At 53.3% G+C, this 21,328-nt stretch carries 23 protein-coding genes and 13 pseudogenes; 6 read left to right on the plus strand and 30 right to left on the minus strand.

Annotated features, from left to right (window positions below; genetic code table 11):
- Window positions 1-51: 51 nt before the first annotated feature.
- The 11 genes and pseudogenes from JCM10550_RS22210 to JCM10550_RS05885 all read right to left on the minus strand — a co-directional run bounded on the left by JCM10550_RS22210 (window position 52) and on the right by JCM10550_RS05885 (window position 4,735).
- Window positions 52-198: a hypothetical protein gene (locus tag JCM10550_RS22210; protein WP_245618816.1), complete on the minus strand. Its 147-nt coding sequence runs from the start codon at window positions 196-198 to the stop codon at window positions 52-54.
- Window positions 199-267: 69 nt separating this feature from the next.
- Window positions 268-327 (minus strand): annotated as a pseudogene (locus JCM10550_RS22215) (hypothetical protein); the annotation flags it as partial.
- Between the two features lie 74 nt (window positions 328-401).
- A pseudogene (locus JCM10550_RS22220) lies at window positions 402-908 on the minus strand (acetyl-CoA carboxylase biotin carboxylase subunit); the annotation flags it as partial.
- The gene (locus tag JCM10550_RS24490; RefSeq protein ID WP_281175296.1) at window positions 797-1,180 is read right to left on the minus strand and encodes a hypothetical protein; all 384 of its coding nucleotides are present in this window, start codon (window positions 1,178-1,180) and stop codon (window positions 797-799) included. The gene JCM10550_RS24490 and the pseudogene JCM10550_RS22220, both read right to left, overlap by 112 nt.
- A 65-nt stretch (window positions 1,181-1,245) precedes the next feature.
- On the minus strand, window positions 1,246-1,551 hold the full coding sequence (locus JCM10550_RS22225; protein ID WP_245618793.1) for a biotin carboxylase N-terminal domain-containing protein: 306 nt from the start codon (window positions 1,549-1,551) through the stop codon (window positions 1,246-1,248).
- On the minus strand, window positions 1,548-1,655 hold the full coding sequence (locus JCM10550_RS24495) for a biotin/lipoyl-binding protein (protein ID WP_281175281.1): 108 nt from the start codon (window positions 1,653-1,655) through the stop codon (window positions 1,548-1,550). The genes JCM10550_RS22225 and JCM10550_RS24495 overlap by 4 nt, the downstream gene beginning before the upstream one ends.
- Before the next feature lie 10 nt (window positions 1,656-1,665).
- A complete protein-coding gene (locus tag JCM10550_RS05875) occupies window positions 1,666-2,844 on the minus strand; it encodes a pyruvate carboxylase subunit B (RefSeq protein WP_281175282.1) in 1,179 nt (392 codons plus the stop codon).
- Window positions 2,844-3,305: pseudogene (locus tag JCM10550_RS24500) on the minus strand (pyruvate carboxylase subunit B); the annotation flags it as partial. The pseudogene JCM10550_RS24500 and the gene JCM10550_RS05875, both read right to left, overlap by 1 nt.
- A 64-nt stretch (window positions 3,306-3,369) precedes the next feature.
- A complete protein-coding gene (locus JCM10550_RS05880; protein ID WP_172673785.1) occupies window positions 3,370-3,912 on the minus strand; it encodes a hypothetical protein in 543 nt (180 codons plus the stop codon).
- Window positions 3,876-4,016, minus strand: coding sequence for a hypothetical protein (locus tag JCM10550_RS19565; protein ID WP_172673786.1), 141 nt, complete (start codon window positions 4,014-4,016; stop codon window positions 3,876-3,878). Before JCM10550_RS19565 ends, JCM10550_RS05880 begins: the two co-directional genes overlap by 37 nt.
- On the minus strand, window positions 3,998-4,735 hold the full coding sequence (locus JCM10550_RS05885) for an ATP-binding cassette domain-containing protein (RefSeq protein ID WP_245618794.1): 738 nt from the start codon (window positions 4,733-4,735) through the stop codon (window positions 3,998-4,000). The genes JCM10550_RS19565 and JCM10550_RS05885 overlap by 19 nt, the downstream gene beginning before the upstream one ends.
- Window positions 4,736-4,808: 73 nt before the next feature.
- On the opposite strand from JCM10550_RS05885, the gene JCM10550_RS19570 reads away from it, so the two are divergent.
- Window positions 4,809-5,225: a hypothetical protein gene (locus tag JCM10550_RS19570; RefSeq protein ID WP_062397687.1), complete on the plus strand. Its 417-nt coding sequence runs from the start codon at window positions 4,809-4,811 to the stop codon at window positions 5,223-5,225.
- 161 nt (window positions 5,226-5,386) lie between these two features.
- Here the strand turns inward: JCM10550_RS19570 and JCM10550_RS05895 are convergent, their stop codons facing one another.
- The 9 genes and pseudogenes from JCM10550_RS05895 to JCM10550_RS05935 all read right to left on the minus strand — a co-directional run bounded on the left by JCM10550_RS05895 (window position 5,387) and on the right by JCM10550_RS05935 (window position 10,566).
- Window positions 5,387-5,905, minus strand: a complete 519-nt coding sequence (locus JCM10550_RS05895; protein WP_062397688.1) for a biotin transporter BioY — start codon at window positions 5,903-5,905, stop codon at window positions 5,387-5,389.
- Window positions 5,906-5,944: 39 nt separating this feature from the next.
- A pseudogene (locus JCM10550_RS05900) lies at window positions 5,945-6,941 on the minus strand (biotin--[acetyl-CoA-carboxylase] ligase).
- A 21-nt stretch (window positions 6,942-6,962) separates the two neighbouring features.
- Complete coding sequence (locus JCM10550_RS05905; protein ID WP_062397689.1) at window positions 6,963-7,382, minus strand: DUF2111 domain-containing protein; 420 nt, start codon at window positions 7,380-7,382, stop codon at window positions 6,963-6,965.
- A 177-nt stretch (window positions 7,383-7,559) separates the two neighbouring features.
- Window positions 7,560-7,757, minus strand: a complete 198-nt coding sequence (locus JCM10550_RS05910; RefSeq protein WP_062397691.1) for a hypothetical protein — start codon at window positions 7,755-7,757, stop codon at window positions 7,560-7,562.
- Window positions 7,732-7,989 carry a hypothetical protein gene (locus JCM10550_RS05915; RefSeq protein WP_157199977.1) on the minus strand — a complete coding sequence of 86 codons (258 nt, stop codon included), beginning with the start codon at window positions 7,987-7,989 and terminating at the stop codon, window positions 7,732-7,734. The genes JCM10550_RS05910 and JCM10550_RS05915 overlap by 26 nt, the downstream gene beginning before the upstream one ends.
- A gap of 32 nt (window positions 7,990-8,021) precedes the next feature.
- Window positions 8,022-9,472, minus strand: a pseudogene (locus JCM10550_RS05920) (RtcB family protein).
- 97 nt (window positions 9,473-9,569) lie between these two features.
- Complete coding sequence (locus JCM10550_RS05925) at window positions 9,570-9,905, minus strand: archease (protein WP_062397695.1); 336 nt, start codon at window positions 9,903-9,905, stop codon at window positions 9,570-9,572.
- 19 nt (window positions 9,906-9,924) lie between these two features.
- On the minus strand, window positions 9,925-10,197 hold the full coding sequence (locus tag JCM10550_RS05930; protein ID WP_062397697.1) for a hypothetical protein: 273 nt from the start codon (window positions 10,195-10,197) through the stop codon (window positions 9,925-9,927).
- Between the two features lie 54 nt (window positions 10,198-10,251).
- Window positions 10,252-10,566 carry a DUF2551 domain-containing protein gene (locus JCM10550_RS05935; RefSeq protein WP_062397699.1) on the minus strand — a complete coding sequence of 105 codons (315 nt, stop codon included), beginning with the start codon at window positions 10,564-10,566 and terminating at the stop codon, window positions 10,252-10,254.
- A gap of 205 nt (window positions 10,567-10,771) precedes the next feature.
- On the opposite strand from JCM10550_RS05935, the pseudogene JCM10550_RS05940 reads away from it, so the two are divergent.
- The 5 genes and pseudogenes from JCM10550_RS05940 (at window position 10,772) to JCM10550_RS05960 (ending at window position 14,604) form a co-directional block, all read left to right on the plus strand.
- A pseudogene (locus JCM10550_RS05940) lies at window positions 10,772-11,627 on the plus strand (protein translocase subunit SecF).
- Window positions 11,624-13,113 (plus strand): annotated as a pseudogene (locus JCM10550_RS05945) (preprotein translocase subunit SecD). The pseudogenes JCM10550_RS05940 and JCM10550_RS05945 overlap by 4 nt, the downstream one beginning before the upstream one ends.
- Window positions 13,114-13,178: 65 nt before the next feature.
- Window positions 13,179-13,452: pseudogene (locus JCM10550_RS05950) on the plus strand (thioredoxin domain-containing protein).
- 5 nt (window positions 13,453-13,457) lie between these two features.
- Window positions 13,458-14,084 carry an endonuclease III domain-containing protein gene (locus JCM10550_RS05955; protein ID WP_062397929.1) on the plus strand — a complete coding sequence of 209 codons (627 nt, stop codon included), beginning with the start codon at window positions 13,458-13,460 and terminating at the stop codon, window positions 14,082-14,084.
- Window positions 14,063-14,604 (plus strand): annotated as a pseudogene (locus JCM10550_RS05960) (class II aldolase/adducin family protein). The gene JCM10550_RS05955 and the pseudogene JCM10550_RS05960 overlap by 22 nt, the downstream one beginning before the upstream one ends.
- Here the strand turns inward: JCM10550_RS05960 and aglJ are convergent.
- From aglJ to JCM10550_RS06000, 10 genes and pseudogenes are all read right to left on the minus strand, one after another.
- Window positions 14,586-15,517, minus strand: a pseudogene (gene aglJ / locus JCM10550_RS05965) (S-layer glycoprotein N-glycosyltransferase AglJ). The pseudogenes JCM10550_RS05960 and aglJ sit on opposite strands and share 19 nt — an antisense overlap.
- A gap of 67 nt (window positions 15,518-15,584) precedes the next feature.
- On the minus strand, window positions 15,585-15,905 hold the full coding sequence (locus JCM10550_RS05970) for a VTT domain-containing protein (protein WP_245618795.1): 321 nt from the start codon (window positions 15,903-15,905) through the stop codon (window positions 15,585-15,587).
- Between the two features lie 102 nt (window positions 15,906-16,007).
- Window positions 16,008-16,511, minus strand: a complete 504-nt coding sequence (locus JCM10550_RS05975; RefSeq protein WP_157199978.1) for a hypothetical protein — start codon at window positions 16,509-16,511, stop codon at window positions 16,008-16,010.
- A 37-nt stretch (window positions 16,512-16,548) separates the two neighbouring features.
- A pseudogene (locus JCM10550_RS05980) lies at window positions 16,549-16,895 on the minus strand (Lrp/AsnC family transcriptional regulator).
- A gap of 13 nt (window positions 16,896-16,908) precedes the next feature.
- A pseudogene (locus JCM10550_RS05985) lies at window positions 16,909-17,146 on the minus strand (ribonucleoprotein).
- A gap of 106 nt (window positions 17,147-17,252) precedes the next feature.
- The gene (locus tag JCM10550_RS22230) at window positions 17,253-17,663 is read right to left on the minus strand and encodes a hypothetical protein (protein WP_245618796.1); all 411 of its coding nucleotides are present in this window, start codon (window positions 17,661-17,663) and stop codon (window positions 17,253-17,255) included.
- Complete coding sequence (locus tag JCM10550_RS22235; RefSeq protein ID WP_245618797.1) at window positions 17,557-17,988, minus strand: hypothetical protein; 432 nt, start codon at window positions 17,986-17,988, stop codon at window positions 17,557-17,559. Before JCM10550_RS22235 ends, JCM10550_RS22230 begins: the two co-directional genes overlap by 107 nt.
- On the minus strand, window positions 17,940-18,158 hold the full coding sequence (locus tag JCM10550_RS22240; protein WP_245618798.1) for a hypothetical protein: 219 nt from the start codon (window positions 18,156-18,158) through the stop codon (window positions 17,940-17,942). The genes JCM10550_RS22235 and JCM10550_RS22240 overlap by 49 nt, the downstream gene beginning before the upstream one ends.
- Window positions 18,159-18,199: 41 nt before the next feature.
- Complete coding sequence (locus JCM10550_RS05995) at window positions 18,200-18,682, minus strand: Hsp20/alpha crystallin family protein (protein WP_157199979.1); 483 nt, start codon at window positions 18,680-18,682, stop codon at window positions 18,200-18,202.
- A gap of 24 nt (window positions 18,683-18,706) precedes the next feature.
- Window positions 18,707-21,198, minus strand: a pseudogene (locus JCM10550_RS06000) (CDC48 family AAA ATPase).
- Window positions 21,199-21,328: the final 130 nt, after the last annotated feature.

The raw sequence follows: 21,328 nt of genomic DNA on the forward strand, positions 1-21,328 counted from the left end.
TATGGTGATTGAGTATCTGAATAGTGCAAAAAAATAGTGATTAAGACAGAATTACTCTGCTTTGTTCTGGGTCTGTGAGATATACACACTGACTGCGGCGGATATTGCCGCCGCTTCCTTGCCGTGGCGCAAGGAGTCTGCCAGGGTCTGCATACGAGTCTCTTCCTCCCGGAGGTAGCGGCTGAGATTCTCCTTCATATGCTCTTCCTGCAGGAAATGGGTGTGTGTGTCCCCTGCGATAAAGTGGCGGTTATTCATGATGGCGTGATGAAGCGGCAGAGTGGTCTGTACCCCAAGAATGACATACTCAAATATCGCCCTTCGCATGCGCTCGATGGATTCTGTTCTCGTACTCCCCCCCATCCACAGAGTTTTGATATCATCGAGTCATACATCGGCGGAATCGAGTAACCCATATGAATACCGGAATCCACCCGGATGCCCGGCCCTCCCGGAGAACGGTAGCGCACAATCTTGCCGGGGGGGTCCGCCTGGAAGTTATTCAGCGGGTCCTCCGCGTTGATCCGGCACTCGATCGCATGACCGTTCAGTTTCACATCATCCTGTTCAAACGGAATATCTTCCCCTGCAGCGATGGCAAGCTGCTGGCGTACCAGGTCAATGCCGGTCACCATCTCGGTGACCGTGTGTTCGACCTGCAGACGGGTGTTCATCTCCATGAAGTAATAGTCCCCCCCGTCTGCGTAGAGGAACTCCACCGTGCCTGCATTATAGTAGCCGGTGGCTTTCGTCACCTTCAGGGCCGACTCTGCCATCCGTTCACGGAGCTCATCGGTCATGATGGGGGGGCAGGGTGCCTCCTCGACCAGTTTCTGGTGGCGCCGCTGGATGGAACATTCACGGTCAAAGAGGTGAACCTGATTGCCGGACTGGTCTGCGAGCACCTGAAACTCGATGTGGCGCGGCTTGACCAGATATTTCTCGATAAAGACCGTGGGATCCCCCGAATGCGGACGCCGCGATACGCATACCCTTCTCGATTGCTTCCTCGAGGCCTGCCTCGTTCTCCACAATCTGCATGCCGATACCACCCCCCACCCGCTGATGCCTTGACAATAACCGGGTAGCCAATATTGGCAGAAATTTTCTTTGCATCGTCAAGGGTGGTGATCCCGTCCGGGGGGGTATAGGGCAGCACCGGGACTCCTGCCTCCTCCATCATATGCTTGGAGCCCAGTTTTGACCCCATCGCCTCGATGGAGCGCCAGGACGGGCCGATAAACGTCAGGTCTTCCTCTTCACACCGGCGGGCAAAGCCACTGTTTTCCGCAAGGAACCGTATCCGGGATGAATTGCCTCGGCACCGCTCTTCTTTGCGATATCGACGATGCGATCCTGATTAAGGTAACTCTTTGACGGATGTGCCTCTCCGACGAGAAACGATTCGTCAGCATACTTGACATGGAGGGAATGTTTGTCCGGTTCTGAGTAGATGGCAACCGTCTCAATCCCCATCTCACGGCAGGCACGCATCACGCGGATTGCAATCTCTCCGCGGTTTGCAACAAGCACTCTCTCGAAATACGTCATTCGATCACCAGCAGGACATCCCCGTTCTGGACCGCATCACCCACATCCACAAAGATGCTAGTGACCTTCCCATCTGCTGTTGAGACGATGGGGGGGTTCTCCATCTTCATTGCCTCAAGGACGACAAGAGTCTCTCCCTTCTTTACCTCGCGCGATTCGGGTTTCTATCTTCAGGACCATGCCCTGGATATTTGATTTGACTCCCCCCCCTTTGATTGCGGTCCGGGGGGGGATCTGTTTTGCCCCCCCAGTGGATGTGGCATCCCTGACCTCGCCGCCATCTACCGAGAGAATGCGGACTGCGAAAATCTCGCCGTCAACCTCAACGTCCATTGACGTGGGAATCGTACCTGGCTGTGCAGCCCCGGCATCCACCTTCCGTGGAATTATTTCAGCGTCCCGTTCGCCACGCAAAAACGATGGTGCAATCGCCGGATAGAGGATATAGGTGAGGATGTCCTCGTCCTTTGTGACAATACCCTCTTCTCTGGCCTCTGCTGCCATCTTCTCGTAGGCAGGTTCAAGGAGGTCTCCGGGCCTTCCGGTGAATGGCTCCTCATCGCCGATGATACGTGCCCGAATCTCAGTTGATATGGTGCCCGGTGGTTTTCCATAGAGGCCAAGCACATAATCCTTGACTTCCTTGGTCACATTCGAGTAGCGTTCACCGCCCATCAACACATTGAGAACCGCCTGGGTGCCCACAATCTGGCTGGTGGGCGTGACAAGCGGCGGATACCCGAGGTCTTTTCGTACCCGTGGTATCTCCTGGTGAACCTCTTCAATCCGGTCAAGCGCATCCTGTTCTTTCAGTTGCGAGACCAGATTTGATATCATACCGCCTGGCAGCTGATAGATCAGTACATCGCTGTCAATCCGTTCAGATATCGGATCCACCAGTGTCCCGTACTTGTCCTTGACTGAGAGGCAGATGTCTCTGACCGGACGGAGTTTCATCAGGTCAATGCCGGTGTCACGCGGTGTCCCGGTGAGGCTTGCCACAATACTCTCGGTCGGGGGGGCTGGGGACGTGCCCATTGAAAACGGGGACATCGCGGTATCCAGGATATCAACGCCTGCTTCGATTGCAGCCTGATAACTCATCGGTGATATGCCGCTGGTTGAATGGCTGTGGAGATCTACGGGTATGTCAATCTCCCGTTTAATCCCGGTGATGAGCCGGCGTGTCTCCTCCGGCATAATGAGGCCCGCCATGTCCTTGATGCAGATGGAATCACATTCGTGAGCATAGAGGTCCCGGGCCAGTTCAATGAAACCCTCGGTGGAGTGCACCGGCTGGTGGTATATGATATTGTGCCCTGCAGGTGTGCACCGATATTTTTCACCGCTTCCATTGATTTTTCCATATTGCGGATATCGTTGAGGGCGTCAAAAATACGGAAGACATCAACACCATTTCTGCCGGCGGCCTCCACGAACTTCTCCACTACATCGTCCGGATAATGTCGGTATCCGACAAGATTCTGTCCGCGCAGGAGCATCTGTATCGGGGTATTCGGAAGTACTTCCTTTAATGTGCGCAGGCGCTGCCACGGGTCATCGTTGAGGAACCGTATCGCGCTGTCAAATGTTGCCCCCCCTCCCCCCCAGGCTTCCACAGAGAAAAATCCGACAGAATCCATGGCATGCGCCAGTTCTGTCATGTCCTCTGTTTTGAGGCGGGTTGCAATCAAAGACTGGTGTGCATCCCTGAGGGTCGTGTCAGTAATTTTTACAGGATTGGCAGTAGTCATAAAACACCTCTATGGGGGGGCAGGATATTGATATTGTCGAGCCTTTACTAACTTGAGTTTAAATCTATAAATACCCAACGAATGATACGAAAACGGCAGCAATAATGAGGATTGAACTAAAAAAGGCGAAAATGTCGGTTTTTGAACAATGAAATGAGGGAGTGAATGTACCTCCTCCCTGGTATCCCCCCCGTGTCGCAAGTACCCGTCCCTGTTCCCGTGCCCGGTGGATTTGCATTAGGGTGAGAGTGAAGCCAAGGGGTATCAGGTCATAAACCGGCCCTCTGCTCCCTTTCAGCTTCAGGGCATTTCTGATGTCGCGGACGTCTTTTTCGATACGCCTGAGAGAGGAGACGGCCATCTCTGCCGTCAGCCCGAGGTCAAACCCGATGCGGTCACCGAAGGCCCAGACCGCGGTGTTCATCAGATCTCCTTCCCGTCCGCGCCCGAAGGCCCAGAATGCAATGAGGGTGACAACCGTCATCCGGAATCCATAGGATATGCCGTCACCGCCGAATGCTTCGGTGAACCCTGCGAAGAGCATGATCGCACCGAAAATAACTGTCGCGGCTACTCTCCCGGGAAGGTTGCGTTCATTGCGTGCCACGACCCCCCCCACCAGAGCGCCGCCAGTGCAGCACCGAGGACTGAACTGAAGGCAGCGCAGGAGAGGAGCAGGGTCGCTCCGATTCTCAGGCGTGCATCCTGCATAGGGCCTCCTTTGCATCCTGTAACCGGATATTCTCCGGGCGTGCGCCCTCTTCAAGGGCACGGGTGAGATACCGCGGGGGGGCTCCCTTCCATGCGGGAATCGCTTCGGGGGGGACTCTGCCCCCCCGACAGATCAACGTCCCCCCCACCTCGATTTCCCAGATGACGTCTGCTGCCGGAAGCACTGCCTGTTCATGCGTGAAGATGATCGTGACCGGGTGTCTCTTTTCTTCGATTGTGGCACAGACCCGTCTCTTCTCTTTGCAGTCCAGTCCCGCAAAGGGTTCGTCCAGTATCACTGCATCCCATGGGGGGGATCCGAGAAGGCAGGCCAGGTGCAGACGCTTGAGTTCCCCTCGTGACAGGGTGAGAGTCTTTCTGTCCTGCCTCCCCCCCTCAAGCCCGGACTTCCGGAGCGTCTCAGTGACCGGAAGGTGCCATGACCGGATCTCGTCCTTGACCAGAAATCCGGTCACATGATATTCAGGGAACTGCATGGAGAGGCTGAGGCGCGATACGCCTTCGCGGACGATTCGTCCGGATGCCGGTTCAAATATACCGGCCAGGGCGGATGCAAGGGTTGTCTTTCCGCTTCCCACGGGCCCGGTGACCAGGTGCACACCCTCCCCCCCGAAGATGCCGTTGGCACTGAGCGTCCACTCCCCCCCATGCGAAAGGGAGAGTTTGTCTGCGTTCAGATGCATTCCGCAATCCTCCATAACGACGGGTACATCTCCGTCTCAGACAAATGTTCGAATACCTCGTCAGGGTGCCGGAATAACGGGGGCGACCGTGGGCGAAGTATACTACCCGGTCAGCGCGGGCTGCGGTATCCATGTTTTGTGTGCACTGGAGAATGCAGGGTGCCGGCCTCCTGCGTATGATCGTTTCCAGAGTGTCTGCTGCGTTCCGGTCCAGGTGGGTATCGGTCTCGTCAAGTATGAGCAATTCAGGAGAGAGGACAAGGGCTGCGGCACAGGCAACCATGACCTTCTCTCCGCCGGAGAGTGTGTGACTGGTGCGGGAGCACAGATGTCCGATTCCCATCTCCGAGAGCACCGCACGGACCGCCGGTCCGATGGCATCTGCTGGCGTTCTCTGGAACCGGAGTCCGGATGCGACTTCGTCAGCGACGCTCCGGAATACGAGATTATTGTCCGGAACCTCGCCGACCCATCCGGTATGCACCGCACGCGGCTCTTTTCCTGATATGGTGAGCGTTCCCTGGTGTGGGAGTTCAATGCCTGCACAGAGTTTTAAGAATGTGGTCTTTCCACTGCCGTTCTGGCCGATGATGGCGGTATGTCCCGGTTCAATATGGAGGGACTCAATCTTTAGTAACCGGTGGTGTAGGTTTTGTGCATGAATCATCAGATGCGTTCTCCGATAATAAACGCGGCAATCCCCCCCTTAAGTACATCTCCTGCAACGAACGGCACCACGCCAAGCAGCACCGCCTGTGCCAGCGCCATGCCTGTAGAGTATGACATCCAGGTGATGCCGAAGAGGTAGATGATGAGGGTGGCTGCAGCAATTCCCCCCCCGGCACGTATGATTCGGTTTTCCTGTTCATAGGCAAGGCCCGCCACCAAGACTGCGGGGATAAATCCGATCAGGTAGCCACCGGTTGGACCCATGAGTACCCCCCCGATGCCCGCAAGGCCATTGTGAAAGACTGGCATATTCAGGATTCCCAAAAGCAGGTATACGCCAACAGGCAGGAGGGCATACCGCCCCCCCATCACAACTGCCGCCAACAGAACAAAAAAGGTCTGCAGGGTAACGGGTATCGGAGGGATGGGCAGAGATACCCATCCGCCCACGGCGATCAGGGCGACAAATGCCGCCGTCAGGGATACCTGATAACTTCGTTTTTCATCACCGTACATGTCAACCAGACATTATTTGCAGGTTGACAAGAAAAAGGTTCAGGCCGGGGTGCAGTCCCCCCCGGAGAATATACGCTCAACCTTGCCGTTATCGCGCCGCACAATCAGTGCGCCGTATTCGTCGATGTCAATTGCGATGCCTTCAAAGGATTTGCGGGGGGTTTTGATCTTCACCCGTTTGTCCAGTGTCAGTGACAGGCTCTTCCACTCACGCACAATGGATTCATATTCCCCCCCTGTTTCAATCAGCCGTAACCGCCGTTCAAACTCACGCAGCAGGTATGCAAGGAACGCGGCCCGGTCAATGGGTTCGCCATATTCGGTCTGGAGCGATGTGATGGGAGTCCCCCCCAGGTCTCCTGGAAGGGACTGGGAGGGACGTTTGCGTCGATGCCTATCCCCCCCAGAATGCAGTGTTTGACGTCCTCTGCTTCTGCGGATATTTCAAGCAGTATCCCTGCCACTTTCCGGTCACCGATGTAGATGTCATTGGGCCACTTGATGAGGGCACCTATCCCGTAGAGTTTCCGTATCGTCCGGACAAGCGCGATGGAACCGGCCATTGTTACCATAAAAACATGGTCAATGGGAATCTCCGGTTTCAGGATGATGGTTGTCCAGATCCCTCCGGGAGGGGAGACCCAGTGTCGTCCGAGACGCCCGATGCCGCCCGACTGCTCTTCTGCGACGATCACGGTTCCGTTCAGTTCTGTGGCAGGGGGGGTCTTTGCACAGAGTTCCTTTGCAATCAGGATGGTGGAAGGAACGGATGAGTAATATTCAATTCTCTGTCCAATGATATCTGTCTTCAGGTGCCGCTTTATTTCGTATGGGACAAGCCTGTCTGTGCGCCTGATCAGGCGATACCCTGCAGGCCGGGATGCATCAATTTCATACCCCCCCGTTCACGCAGTTCTTTGATATTTTTCCAGACTGCTGACCGTGTCACACCGGTCTTTTTACTGATCTCTTCACCGGAGATGGCTTCTCCGGATTCTTCAAGAATGCTGAGTATCTGGTTTGCGGTCGTATTCATAGTGTCATCACTTCTTTGCTGCTACGGCTTCAGTGGGGGGGAGGGGGGGCAGGGGGGGTCTTTGCCGCAGACCTGTTTGAGAATTGTCGACTGGTGTTCCATAAGGGTCGCAAGGTCAAAGATGCCGGTGATGTCCACCAGCCCGATGGCAGCGATCACCTCCCTGTCATGATTATGGATCGGGGGGGCCACCACAACCGGTACGTTTGCATACGCACCGGTCTTCGGAACAGTTTTTATCAGATGGTTCTTCCTCATTGCCAGTTCAAGAACCGGTCCGGTATATGCATCATCAACTACCACGCCCTCCTCAATCCTCACTCCGGGATTGTTCAGGGACCGTGCGGTAACAGGCAGGCGGTTAATGATTTCATGGATTGCAAGGGCAACCCCGACAAGGTCGCCTGCTTCTGAATCTGCGGAGATGATATAGTCACTCATGGAAAACACCTGGAAGTTCGGTACCAAAAAGATAGAATGACAGAATGTTAAAATAAGGTTTCGCTTTCAGAGGTGCAAAAATGGCGCAAAAACCCACGTGAGGGATACTCATGTATGGTTGTTACAACAACGGTCCCCCCCTCTCCCACCGGGTAGGAGACCATGATCGCCTTGCCGTCATCCGTCTGTGCCAGAACATCTCCTTCGGGGGTTTTTGATGTAGCCGTCACAGTCGACGTCACTGGTATCAAAATCTTCAAGAATGGTGGAGAGAGGGCCCGCCCCCCCGTCAACGGTCACCGGGCTCGCGAAGTATTCGCTCACATACGTAACCGGGACCGGCAGCCAGTCATAGCGATCGGTTTCCGTCGACATGGCCCCCCCAAAGACAATGACACGACCGCCTTTTTTCAGGAATTTGTTGATTCTTCCGGAAGATGCCCTGAGTGCCGGAAGAAGGCCGGAATATGCCGAGTTTCCGAACCCCCCCGTCGATGATGAGGGAAACCAGGTTTCCCCCCCGAAAATAGGGTGCCCCCCCCATCATCTGTGGCGTGATCAGTTCACAGTTGATGCCGGTGTCTTCGATATATCTGATAAATGGCACGGAACATTCCCATGCCAGTCCTGTTTTCTGTATCATCCTTTGATTACTCCGATGGGATTCAGGCGGGCAACCCGTGCGATATACCTGCTTCATGGACCACTTTTACCACTTCTCCTGATGGTTTGTAGGCATTTGGGGCTTCTTCTGCGATAGATCCGGCGGATGGTGCGAGAACGGTGATGCCGTTTCTTCCGAGAGTTTCCTGGATGCTCTCTCCGGTGGCCTGTTTCTTTGCCTGTGACCGTGAAAGAACCCGGCCTGCACCGTGGCAGGTGCTGCCGAATGTCTTCTCCATGGCGCCCGTGGTTCCTTTCAACAGATATGATGAACTCCCCCCCATGCTTCCGGGGGGGATAATGACCGGCTGACCAATTGTATCACAGCCCGGCGGCAGGTCATGGGTGCCCGGCCCGAATGCCCGGGTCGCGCCCTTCCGGTGCACGCAGAGTGTCGTGCGCTTTCCGTCCACCATATGTTCCTCAATCTTTGCGACATTGTGGGTCACATCATAGACCAGCGGCATCTCCTCGGCCGACAGGGAAAATGCCCGGGAGAATACCTCACGTGTCAGATGCATGATCATCTGGCGGTTGGCCCATGCATAGTTTGCAGCGCATGCCATTGCCGAAAGATATGCCTCTCCTTCGGGGCTGGTCAGAGGCGCACATGCGAGCTGTTTGTCGGCAAGAGGAATGTGATATTTCTTTGATGCATCCTCCAGCGTCTTCAGGTGGTCGGTGCAGATCTGATGCCCCAGCCCCCCCGCGACCCGCAGTGATCATGATGCATATCTGCCCGGCCTCAATACCGAATGCCTGCGCTGCCTCCGGGTCAAAGATCTCCTCCACACACTGAATTTCAAGAAAGTGATTGCCTGAACCAAGCGTGCCGCACTGTGGCCTACCGCGTTTGCGCGCCTTCTGGCTGACGTGTGATATGTCGGCACCTTCGATGTGGCCCTGCTCCTCGCACCAGAGGAGGTCACGTTCGGTGCCATAGCCTTCCTCGACCGTCCACCGGGCACCTTCGGTCATGATTCTGTTGAGGTCACGGTCTGATGCGGTGATGCAGCTTTTTGTCCCGACACCCGTCGGCACGGTTGTATAGAGTTCCTGCAGCACTTTTTTTACCTGCTTCAGGTCACTGCGATGCAGCGGGGGGGTTGCCATAAGGCGCACGCCGCAGTTGATATCAAATCCAACCCCTCCGGGGGGGGAGATGATCCCTTCGTCCATGGTGAAGGCTCCCACACCCCCCCGATGGGAAACCCGTAGCCCCCCCAGTGGATATCCGGCATTGCAAGGGAATGTTTACAGATCCCAGGCAGTGTTGCGATATTTGCAAGCTGCGTTACTGCTCCCTCTTCTAGGGTGCCCATTAGCTGTTGTGAGAGATAAAACCGGCCCGGTACCCGCATGTCCGGAACGGTGCCAATGGGAAGCTCCCATTCGTATTCTCCTTTCCGTATTATTTTTTCCATCATTTTCTGCCACTCTCTTTTATTTATACATCAAAGAGAACCAACGTAGACCATCCTTCGTCAGTCCTCGTTATATCCATTCCTGAAAGGGATATTCCCTTTACTTCGGTCCCTCCCGCATGCGCTTCCCTGCGGAAGGCTCCCCCCCGAAGAGCTCTGCGGAAAGACCGGAGGAAGTGAAGGTAACTTCTGCCCGGCAGAGTGCCACACATTCAACCTCTGCGTAAAAAAGGATTTCTGAGAGGAATTCATGAAGCAGGCGTTCCCCCCCGTCATCTTCATTGAGAGTAAAATGAATCGTGACCTCTTCATTTGCGCAGGAAGGAAACATCACCGAAAAAAGAGCGTGTGCTGCTTCTTCAAAGAGTTCTTTCCTGGTTGCACCGCAGACATGCATCAGGACGTCTGCGGTGTGTTCGCGTTCAGAAAATGGCATTGTCCTTCTCCCTGAGTTCTTAGAGATAATCACAGTATGCAGGAATCATATCCATATCGATTCTGTCAAGGTACCTGGCCTGGTATATGGAGACGTAAATGATGTTGTCCCCCCCGATATATATCTCATAATCGGATGGTTTCGGGGGTTTTACAGAGGTGGAAAGGAGAATGGGTCCTCCGCAGGATGTACATACCCTGAAATCAATATTTCTCTGAAGAATATAGGATTTAACGTCATCAGAGACAACAATATCGTGCCCGGCGGCGCAATTGTCATCAGAATTTTCCATTATCTTAACAGGTTGAATACCGGGGTAAAAATAGGTTTTGTTGAGGCAGCAAGGTCATACTGCCAGTATCAGTGTGCTGACCATGTCCGTATACTTGTCCCTGAGCGTATAGACACTGGTGGAATTGTCATTTCTCTTCTGCACACTGAGAATTCCAATACGTGACGCAACAGTCCCGATCATTGACGCAATGGACTGAAGGCTGACGGTAAATTTTGTTTTCAGCTGTTCAAATGCCTCCGGGATGGTAACGGATCTGGTTTTTATAAAGAGACTCAGGAGTTCATGTCGAATACCTGACGTGTCCCGTTTAAGATATCCTTTTAAACGGCGTTCTATCTCGTGCTTCAGATCAGCCGCAGATCGCATACACGGTCTTTTGAACGAATGGTATTTAGTTTTATCGAATTGATAGTGATTAATCGTGATCAATTGTTCGGTAACGGAGTTTAACAAAAATGTATCTGAAATCTGCGTCATCCTTCGAATCATATCACCAAAAGTAGGGAATCCGGTTGACTTCAGCTACGTGAAGCATCATATTTAATCTCTTTATTTCCCAATATTTCTCTGTATGAAATTTCCAGACTATGATATCAGTAAGTATACGGTCCGGCAGCTGGTTGCCCTGCCGATCGCATTACTGGTAATCTCGCTTCTTTTCCTTGGGTTCAATACCTCATGACAGGTATGCCTGTCGACCCGGGAATTGATTTTGCAGGAGGTGTTGCGGTGACGATACCGCCGACAACAGATTCTCAGGCAGTTGTTGAAGGATATTTCTCTGAATACCCTCTGAAAAGTGTTGGAGACGGGGGGGTAAACGGAGGATATTATGTGGTATTTGAGTATATGCCTGATGATGAGTTTCTCTCATTGTCCAAAGTGATTAATGAACATTATCCTGATGCAAAGGTCGATCAGATTGGAGAGACGTTTGGAAAGACCCTGCAGGCACAGGCACTCTGGCACTCCTCTTCTCGTTTATCGGGATGGCCATTGTGGTATTCATTGTCTTTAAAAACTTTGTACCGTCCATCGCTGTGGTAATCTCAGCATTCTCTGATATTGTCATCACCGCGGCACTCATGGATATGGTCGGCATTACCCTTACGCTTGGAACAACAGCCGCCCTTTTGATGTTGATCGGTTACTCGGTAGACAGTGACATTCTCTTAACGACCCGTGTCCTGAAACGGAAAGGAAAGTTTTCCGATAAGATGCAGGGCGCATTTCGTACCGGGTTTACCATGACATCCACCACCATCAGTGCGGTTGCACTCATGTTCATTGTCTCATGGATTGGGCAGATCGATGTGATTCGCGACATTTCCGCGGTCCTTTTACTTGGACTGTTCGTTGATCTGATGAATACCTGGATGCTGAATGCCGGAATTTTAACCGGATATGCAGGAGGTGACAAACGATGAGTGACGATACCACCAGTGGTCTGATTACCACCCTGAAAGACTGGCGTGTTGCTGTGATGCTTCTCTTAGTGGTATTCTCGGTTGTGAGCATCTATGTGATTCCGCCGGGTATATCCAACGGGATGACCGGAAACCTTCAGCTCGGACTTGACCTTGAAGGCGGTTCGTGGATTCAGCTTTCATTCCAGTCAGAAGTAGTTCGGTTTGATACCGATGAAAATCCGGAAGCCTTTGCGGCACGCATCGGAGAGGCACTGGATGCAGAAGTATTCCTCTTTGAAGAGGACCGGCTGGAGATACGTGCGCCGTTTACCCGTGAAGAACTGGAACCGGTCTTTGCAGAGAACGGCGGATCCATTGTCACCTATGAAAATGGTGTATCAAAGGATACTGCTGACCAGATTAAGCTGATCTTAGAGAATAAGGTCAATAATCTCGGAACAAAGGACGCACGCATCAATACGATCACCGGCCTGAACGGGGGGGTGACCCAGTATATCAGGCTTGAACTTGCGGGTGTTGACATCGCAACCGCCCAGGAGATTGTGGGTGCGCAGGGTAAGTTTGAGATACGGATTCAGACTATCGGGAATGAGACAGAACACGTGCTCTACGGTGACTCCATCAAGAGTGTCTCCACACCGACACAGAGTCCGCCGGGCAGTGACGTATGGGGAGTCGGGTTTACTCTCAGTCAGGAGGGTGCCGTTGCATTCCGTGAGGCTGCAAATACCCACGGTGCCACAAGCAATCCGGATGCTCATGAGATCATGATGCTTCTCGACGATGAGATCGTCTACAGCGCAAGCCTGAATCCCCCCCAGCTGGCAGCAGAACTGAAGACCGCTCCGGTCCGTGAACTGCGTGCAACGACCGGTGCCGGTGAGGAAGGGCTTGAAGACGCAAAGAAGCTTGAAATTCACCTGCGTGCCGGTGCACTTCCGGTCGATGTACAGATTGCCGGATCCGGTACCGTCTCTGCAAGTCTGGGTGAGCACTTTAAGGTAATGTCGGTTATTGCAGGCATTCTTGCCTCATGGCTGTTGCTGCCACGGTATACTACTGGTATCGTGAACCGGCGATTGTGCTTCCGATGATCGGGACCAACATTGCAGAAATCATTATTCTGCTGGGTATTGCGACCTATCTGCAGCAGCTGGACCTTGCCAGTATCGCCGGTCTTATTGCGGTGCTGGGAACCGGTATTGACCAGCTGGTGGTTATTACCGATGAGGTCATCTATGAGGGCCGTGTCCCGTCACAGAATCTCTACCTGAAACGGTTTAACCGTGCACTGGGTATTATCATGGTGGCGGCCTGCACGACGGTCATCGCGATGCTGCCTTTAGCAGTAATGGACCTTGCAAACCTGCGTGGATTTGCCATTATCACCATTCTGGGTGTGCTGATTGGTGTGCTGATCACCCGGCCTGCCTATGGTAAGATCATTATGGCAATTATGTCAAAAAAACCAAGTGACCGCTGATATCTGCGGTCACCCATCACAATATTTATATTTCTCTTATCCTCACAAGTGCATGAGGAATTTTTATGGCAAAACCAGTGTTGATGGATTTTTTGCAGTATGGTGCGGACCCTGCAAACTTCAGACTCCCGAACTTGAGAAACTCAAAGAGATGATGGGAGATGCAGTTGAGATAAAGAAAATTGATGTGGACGATAACCACGATCTTGCACAGAAGTACGGGATTATGGTTGTGCCGACGCTGATTATCGAGAAGGACGGGTGGTAAAGGAGCGTCTGGAAGGCGTGACTCCGGCGGATTCGCTCAGGCGTATGCTTGAACCCCCCCTGACTGAATAGGTCGTATGATTCCGGAGGAAGAGAGGGCAGAACAGATGATCATCCATTTTCAGGGATTATATGGTGATATTACGTGGTGGCCGGGCGACCCTGAAGAAGTGATGATCGGTGCTGTTTTGACCCAGCAGACCCGCTGGGAGAATGTTGAGACTGCACTCAAACGTCTGCGCGAGGCAGGCATCTGTTCTCTGTCAGGAATAGAAGGTTCTTCTGACCAAAGCCTTGAGGAAGCGATCTTTCCTACCGGATTTTACCGGATAAAGCGTGAGCGACTGCAATGTCTGGCATCAGCGGTTCTCTCCTGCGGCGGGACGAAATCCCTGAAGGAGTACCCGACGCCCCCCCGCCTGCGCGCCTTTTTTCTTGCGATAAAGGGCGTGGGCCCGGAGACGGCGGACAGTATTCTCTGTTACGGATTTAGCCGTCCGGTCTTTGTTATGGATGCCTATACCCGCCGGGTCTGTGCCTGTGCGGGCATCTCCCGGACCGGTCGCGATCTGCAGGCACTCTTCCAGTGCCTGCTGCCGGAAGAACACCGGGCCCACCAGCAGTGCCATGCCTGGTTTGTTGAATATGCGAAACATTACTGTGGAAAAAAGAGGTGTGAAGAATGCATGATACCGAATTTCTGAATATTGGGACGCGGCTTCATCAGGAAGGACTGGTGACGTCGGTCTTTGGGAATATGAGCCGCCGCGGGGAAGGCGGATTTGAAATCACCCCCCCGACCGGTTCGTTTCTGGATGCTCCTGCCCGGCTGGTTTTTGTCTCGGATGAGGGTGTTGCAGAGGCAGGTGCATCCAGTGAATACCGTGTCCACCTGCAGGCCTACCAAAAAACAGATGCAGCGGCCATCGTCCATGCCCATCCTCCGTATGCAGTGGCCCTCTCGCTCTCCTGTGATGCCATTGTCCCTGCCGACAGCGAGGGGGGGAAGATGCTTTTGCCAAGGATTCCGGTCGTTGACGGAGAACCGGGAACAGATGAGCTTGCGGAAAATATTGGCACGGCACTGGTCTCTTCCCCCCCCTTGTCATTGCACGGGGGGGACATGGGACCTTTGCACGGGCAGAGACACTCGTGGATGCTTATATCCTGACGGCCGTTGCCGAACATGCCGCCCGGATACTCATCTATTCCGGCGGCCTCTGATGTTTGAGGCTCTGAATCTCCCGCCTGAGTTCCTGCTGGTTTGAAAGCATAATATCGCTCAGGATGCCGAACATAAAGACCTGTAGTCCCCCCATGACGAGAAGGGCCGTGAGGATGGTTAAGGGCAGGTGTTCGGTACCGTTCAGCCATTCATAGAGGACGTAGAGGCCGGTCAGTCCTCCCAGAATGCTGATGACCCCGCCGATCATCCGAAATAAAACATCGGGTTGCTGCGTTTTGCAAGGCGGTAGAGGGTGGTGATGATTTTTGCCCCGTCATGGAATGGCCGAAGTTTTGTGGCAGTCCCCCCCGGCCGTTTCACATAATGAACAGGGACTACTTTGATCTTCTGCTGGTTGCGGATGGACTCGGATGCTATCTCTGTCTCGATGCCGAATCCCTCTTCCCGGAGGTGCATCTGCCGGATGCTTTCAAGCGTGAATGCCCGGTATCCGGAGAGGATGTCGGCCAGATAACGGCCATGAGCCATCCGGAAGAGATCATTGATTATTTTATTGCCAAAGAGATTGAGGCGTGAGAGTGCATCTTTATCCGGAAACTCCAGCCGGTTTCCGATGACATGGTCACATCCTGCAAAGAGGGGGGGTTCGAGCATCAGTTCCGCATCCTCCGGGAGATAGGTCATGTCCCCCCCGTCCAGCATCAGGATGTAGGGAAACCGGAAATGTTCAATGCTCTCGATGATCGCATTTCCCTTGCCGCGTGACTGCTGGAGCACCACCTCGGCACCGGCTTTTTCTGCAATCTCCGCAGTCCGGTCACTACTGTTCCCGTCTATGACAAAAATATGGGAGTAGCCCAGTTCTCTGAACCGGGATATGAGTTCTCCGATCGTCGGCTCCTCGTTAAGGGTCGGAATAAAAATACAGACCTGACTGCGGTCGATAATCATCGTATATAGGCTTTGTCGTCACTCAGATATAGCCTTGAAGGTTCCTGCGGTGCAGATCTGCACACGATCAGTGGTTATGTCCCTGACGTTTCAGTTCCTCTGATTTTTTTATGGAACACTCTTCGCACCGGAACTCCGGTTCCGGATCATTCGAGCGGTCATAAGATTCTGCCCTGACCAGCCGGTATCCCCGTGTCACTTTTCCGCAGTCAACACAGCAGATATTCTCCTTTACTTCCCATTGCGCATCCAGCGTCTCTGAGGTGAAGATGAATCGGTCGACCCAGAAGAACATGAGGCCGCCAATCAGGTTCGCCACAATTGCTGCCACAAGGGCGCCCATTGATGCCAGTACGATGCCCACTCCTGCAAGAATTGGCGTGGACAACTGCCATCTGACAAGATAAAGCCCATACCGTTTGAGGTTTACCTTCATTGCGCAACATTTGTTGCTGAATGTATATGAACCCCCCCGTTTTTGCGGAAAGGTTTATGCCTGCATAGAATCTCGTGAAATCACCGTATCGGTTGCCGTTTCGATAATGTCGACCCTGATGATATCTCCCGGATGAATAAACCCGTTTGAAAGATCCATTATCAACATCTGGTTATAGTTCCATATGCCACTACGCCCGCCCTGTCCCTTGAGTTTCTCTACCCCGTTGTGGACAGTATTGATGAAGTCCGTGATAGAGAGGGTCTCAATGGTACAGGGGGGGAGTAGTTCCCCGTTGCAGTATATCTTTGCGGAGAGTTCCCTGTTCTGAAAATCTTTTTTGACAATATTTCTCAGGTAGATCCCGCTTTCAAAGGTTGGTGGTATACTCTTGATGGAGGTGATGCTGAAGATGACCGGGGGGGGTTCGGGATATTCCCAGTCCAGTTCAGGCAGATGAATGGACTGCAGGATAAAAATGGCGGCGATGACCATGATGATCACCATCAGCAGGTGTCCTATCATATGCGATGCTGCATGCTCACTCTCATCGGGCATACATGATGATCAAAGAAAAAATGAGTGATAAATGTTTCTATTTATCTTCGTACTCCTCGAGAGCGAGCTGGTACATCCAGTCGAGGAGCAGGGGGCAGACAAGCACTTCGCACTCTTCTTCACAGCAGATGCAGGAAGAAGTTCTCCGCCTGCAATCAGAAGCGCCGGGTCAACTGCAGGTCTTTTTGCTTTCAGGAGGTAGGTCCTCTGACCCTCTCTCCGGTATTCAATCCGTTCAACTTTCCCATCGTCAAGGAGTCCTTTCAGGACACGCGAGCATTTCCTGCTGTCGATTTCGAGCAGTTTCCAGAGTTCACTCTGGAGTACCCCCCCTTCCGGGTGCAACTGAATTTCTTTGAGTGCTTTTTCTGCAAGGTCTGTCATATTACTAAGCCTTTCAGAGGACTGGTGCAATTGTCAGAATGTTGCTTCCCCCTGATAACAACAGTTCCCAGTGTCCTTCCTCTCTGGCCGTTTGTATATTCACTTGTCTGGTCCATCTGTATATTCAGGTGCTCGTCCACTGCGACGAGCCGCCCATGAAGCATCCGCTGATCGTCTTTAATTTCAACAGTAATCTGAGAATCCACGAGAGCGAATACTTTCTTGATCGGGAGGACAATACTGTTTACCATCTTCATTTAAGTGGGGTTATACTATAGTTAAACTTTTCTTTGGACCCATGTTCGTGGCAGGATGAGAGGTGGCTCTTCCTGCCGTGTGTGGGTGTTGGAGATGGATTTAATTATGCTCTTTCATGCAGGATTCTGCTGCATCAATGAGACTTTTACTGCCCACGTAAATCGGTGTGCGGTGGTCAGGTTTTTCTGGCAGAACCGTAAGGAGATCCTGTGTGCCGTCGCTGATTGCTCCGCCTGCCTGTTTTGCAATGAATCCGATGGGGTTGGCCTCAAAGACCAGCCGGAGTTTTCCTTCGGGTTTTCCCCCCCGGGCTGCCGGGTAGCAGTAGATTCCGCCGTATGTCAGAATCTGGTGGAAATCGGCGACAAACGATCCGGAATATCTGAGTTTCCCGCCCTTTTGCTCACAGAGGCTGATGAAATCGTGGTGCCCCGGAAGCCATTCGTTCCGGATGCCACCGCTTCCGAAGAGCGTTCCTTCGGGTATTCGGACATTCTCTTTCAGGAGCACAAAGATGCCGTCTGAATCGAGGGCAAAGGTGTATACCCCCGCCTCCCACCGTGATGGTAAGGACGGTCATCGGTCCGTAGAGCATATACATGGCAACGGCGAGATCCTCTCCTTTCTGCAGGGCATCCCCTCCCCGGTAGATGCCGACGATCGTGCCGACGGCGAGGTTGACCTGAATCAGGGACGATCCGTCAAGAGGATCCATCACCACTGCATAATCGCCAAATGCATCGGGAAACCGGACGATGTCCGCCTGTTCCTCTGATGCGATTGCCTTTACAAATCCGGATTTCCCAGAACGGATATGATATGATCGTCTGCCCATTTGTCAAGGGCTGCCTGTTCTTCTCCGTAGGTGTTCTCGGTTCCTGCATACGACTGGTTGTCAATGAATGCATCCCGAATGGGAATGGACTGGTAGGCGATGAGCTCAATGAGGTCTTTGAGCGGTTCCTCACATGCAGTCTCATCGAGGTATTGCCGCAGGGTCTTCATGCATCGTGATATATCTGCAGTGGTAATTATCCGTTCCCCCCCTATTTTCCGTGATCAGGCCTCATCTCTGCTGTCGGAATCAGCAGTCCCTTCTTTGGTATAATCTTGTTTTTTTTGTATGTGAGCTCGATTACGCCGTTTTTGAATGTGTGGGCGAGGGATTTTTGCATGGCTCCTTCTGCCGGGTATGCCGCGCGGTAGGTGATGTCCCCCCCTGCACGCGCCGAGAGAGTGATCACTTCCCCGTCAAGGGTGTAGCTGATCTCTTCCGAAACCGTGCCCGGAAGTTCTGTGGTGATGGTCACGCAGTCCTGGTGTTCATGGCGTTCAAAGACCGGTTCGCGTATATTCGGATCCCTTCTCTCCGTCCGGGTCTCCGTTTCCATGCTTTTCGGCAGACACGCTGCAGCGATGATAATATTGATCTCTCCGGTCAGCATCTCGCTGGTATTCATCGTTTCTTCAAAGAGTCTGCGCATCAGTTCGGTGAACTGGTTGACCCGTTCGTCCTGTTCTTTTGTCATGATATTCACCTATTTTGTTTTTGTTCAGGATTCCAAAAGCTGTTCCAGAGCGTTCGTCTGTTCCTTTATTGCGGAGAAATTCTTCTTCATCTTTCCAAATGTGGCACTTCTGAGTTTCTTTCGGGCTTCCTGAACGGCTGCATTGTCCTGGTGGCCGAATCCTGCACGGGTGAGTGTCGAGCCTGCCTTTTCCAGGACCGAACGTTCCTCCTCATGATAGATGATGCCCCATGCAAGCCGTTCGTTCTTTTCGATGGCCTCTTGGTCCAGGGTTGCCTTCACGTTCTTCATCGCAGTTTCAAAGTGCTTCTTTGTCACCCGCACGTTGGCCAGTGCGTCGCTGCGTTCAGTCTCATTCTTTTTTGCCATTGCCGTGATGAATTCCCGCATTGCATTGAGTTTTGCCTCCCTGATGAGTGCCTCGATATCAGCACCGACATACCCTTCCGTTGCGTCCACCAGTGCCCCGGTATTGACGTCGCCTGCAAGGACGGATTCATCCCTGCCCATGTAAACGGCAAAGATTTTTTTGCGTGAATCTTTGTCGGGCGGGGGGGGCACATAGACCGCCCGGTCAAACCGTCCGGGGCGCATCATCGCATCGTCAAGCATATCCGGACGGTTCGTCGCACCGAGGATGGTGACATTGTTTAACTCTTCGAGCCCGTCGAGTTCGGTCAGGATCTGGCTGACCACGCTCTCGGTGACGTGGGACGAACCCTCGTAACTACCCCCCCGCCTCGGAAGCAGTGCGTCAATCTCGTCAAAGAAGATGATGGAAGGTGCTGCCTGACGTGCCTTCCGGAAGATGTCACGGATGCCTTTCTCAGATTCTCCGACCCACTTTGAGAGGAGTTCCGGGCCCTTTATGGAGATGAAATTACATTCACTCTCGTTGGCGACTGCCTTTGCAAGCATGGTTTTGCCAGTACCCGGCGGGCCGAAGAGCAGGATGCCGGACGGTGGGCGGGTGCCAAGCCGCTCGAAGACCTCCGGGTACTTCAGCGGCCATTCAACCGCTTCCGTGAGTTCAGCCTTGATATCCTCAAGACCGCCCACATCATCCCAGGTGACCTCCGGGATCTCAACAAGCACCTCGCGCATCGCAGAGGGCTCGACATTGCTGAGGGCCGCCTCAAAGTCATCGCGGGTTACCCGCAGGGTGTCGAGAATCGCAAGCGGTATCTCCTCATCCATCCGGATGCCCACCATGCTCTTGCGCAGGGCATGCATCGCGGCTTCCTTCACCAGAAGCGCGATGTCGGCACCGACAAACCCGTGAGTGGCTGCGGCGTAGGGCTTTAGGAACTTCTTCCGGCGGCGTTCCTCATCGCTGCTTCCTTCCCCCCCTTCCCCCCCTACATGATCCTCTTCGGTCAGGGTGACGGCTCAAGGTCCAGCGGGACGCCGCGGCTGTGGACCTGGAAGATTTCAAGCCGCCCTTTTTTGTCAGGGATGCCAATCTCAATCTCCCGGTCAAACCGGCCTCCGCGCCTGAGTGCGGGGGGGTCGATATTATCCGGCAGGTTTGTCGCGGCAATGACAATGACCTGGCCCCGGCCCTTCAGACCGTCCATGAGGGAGAGGAGCTGCGCCACCACCCGCTGTTCGACCTCTCCTTTGGTATCTGCACGCTTGGGGGGGGCAATCGAATCAATCTCATCAATGAAGATGATCGTCGGTGCATTCTCCTGTGCCTCCTCAAAGACCTCCCTGAGTTTGCCTTCGGACTCGCCGTAGTACTTGCTCATGATTTCCGGGCCCGAGAGACTGATAAAGTGCGCATCTACCTCGTTTGCGACCGCCTTTGTAATCAGGGTCTTGCCGGTACCCGGCGGGCCGTAGAGGAGCACACCCTTGGGCGGTTCAATGCCCAGACGCTCAAATATCTCCGGGTGGCGCAGCGGGAGTTCGATCATCTCGCGGACCTGATCGAGTTCACGCCCGAGGCCGCCGATGTCCTCATAGTGAATGTCAGGTACATCGTATGTCTTCTTTCCTTCTTTGGGACTGTATGGCTCTTCTTTCAGTAGCAGTTCGGTGTTCTGGGTCACAATCCCCACACCCTTTGGAGAGAGCTTTGTGATCACAAACGTGAGTGTGGTGCCCAGAAGGGCGACGCGGAACTGCTGGCCTTCGACAACCGGGCGGCCAGCGATTATTCGTGCAAACGACTGTTCTAATCCGCTGAGACGAATCGGGTGTGTCGGCTGAATTACCACTTTTGTTGCCTCGTGCACCTCGGCCTTCCGGATCCTGACCTTTTCATCAATGCCTGCATGGGCATTGCCCCCCCGGATATTTCCGTCAATGCGGATGATGGCCCTCCCGCGGTCCTCCGGGAATCCCGGCCATATGATGGCTGCGGCCTTTTCACGGCCGGATATTTCAATCACATCACCGCTTCGCAGTCCGAGAGCGCTCATTACCTCCGTACTGATGCGTGCAATACCTCGTCCGGCGTCTTCATGTGCTGCTTCTTTTACGGTAACTTCTACTGGTGATGATGATGTCATATGAATAATTTCCTCAGAGTTATTTACCAATAGTAAAGGTTTGTTACTATATCAAATTTTCCTAGGGGGGGCGGCGACCTCAGGCGTGAATTAAATAAAAGGAGGAGGATGAGTTTTTTAAGAGATGGTA

The organism is Methanogenium cariaci JCM 10550, from assembly GCF_001315945.1.
GTDB lineage: Archaea > Halobacteriota > Methanomicrobia > Methanomicrobiales > Methanomicrobiaceae > Methanogenium > Methanogenium cariaci.

Coding starts and splice junctions, on each gene's coding strand:
- JCM10550_RS22210 (WP_245618816.1), bottom strand. CDS start 198: ATGAAGGAGAATCTCAGCCGCTACCTCCGGGAGGAAGAGACTCGTATG.
- JCM10550_RS24490 (WP_281175296.1), bottom strand. CDS start 1,180: ATGGAGGAGGCAGGAGTCCCGGTGCTGCCCTATACCCCCCCGGACGGG.
- JCM10550_RS22225 (WP_245618793.1), bottom strand. CDS start 1,551: ATGACGTATTTCGAGAGAGTGCTTGTTGCAAACCGCGGAGAGATTGCA.
- JCM10550_RS24495 (WP_281175281.1), bottom strand. CDS start 1,655: ATGGAGAACCCCCCCATCGTCTCAACAGCAGATGGGAAGGTCACTAGC.
- JCM10550_RS19565 (WP_172673786.1), bottom strand. CDS start 4,016: ATGCAGGATGCACGCCTGAGAATCGGAGCGACCCTGCTCCTCTCCTGC.
- JCM10550_RS05885 (WP_245618794.1), bottom strand. CDS start 4,735: ATGGAGGATTGCGGAATGCATCTGAACGCAGACAAACTCTCCCTTTCG.
- JCM10550_RS05895 (WP_062397688.1), bottom strand. CDS start 5,905: ATGTACGGTGATGAAAAACGAAGTTATCAGGTATCCCTGACGGCGGCA.
- JCM10550_RS05905 (WP_062397689.1), bottom strand. CDS start 7,382: ATGAGTGACTATATCATCTCCGCAGATTCAGAAGCAGGCGACCTTGTC.
- JCM10550_RS05910 (WP_062397691.1), bottom strand. CDS start 7,757: ATGTCGACGGAAACCGATCGCTATGACTGGCTGCCGGTCCCGGTTACG.
- JCM10550_RS05925 (WP_062397695.1), bottom strand. CDS start 9,905: ATGCCATTTTCTGAACGCGAACACACCGCAGACGTCCTGATGCATGTC.
- JCM10550_RS05930 (WP_062397697.1), bottom strand. CDS start 10,197: ATGGAAAATTCTGATGACAATTGCGCCGCCGGGCACGATATTGTTGTC.
- JCM10550_RS05935 (WP_062397699.1), bottom strand. CDS start 10,566: ATGCGATCTGCGGCTGATCTGAAGCACGAGATAGAACGCCGTTTAAAA.
- JCM10550_RS05955 (WP_062397929.1), top strand. CDS start 13,458: ATGATTCCGGAGGAAGAGAGGGCAGAACAGATGATCATCCATTTTCAG.
- JCM10550_RS05975 (WP_157199978.1), bottom strand. CDS start 16,511: ATGCCCGATGAGAGTGAGCATGCAGCATCGCATATGATAGGACACCTG.
- JCM10550_RS22235 (WP_245618797.1), bottom strand. CDS start 17,988: ATGGGCAGACGATCATATCATATCCGTTCTGGGAAATCCGGATTTGTA.
- JCM10550_RS22240 (WP_245618798.1), bottom strand. CDS start 18,158: ATGAAGACCCTGCGGCAATACCTCGATGAGACTGCATGTGAGGAACCG.
- JCM10550_RS05995 (WP_157199979.1), bottom strand. CDS start 18,682: ATGACAAAAGAACAGGACGAACGGGTCAACCAGTTCACCGAACTGATG.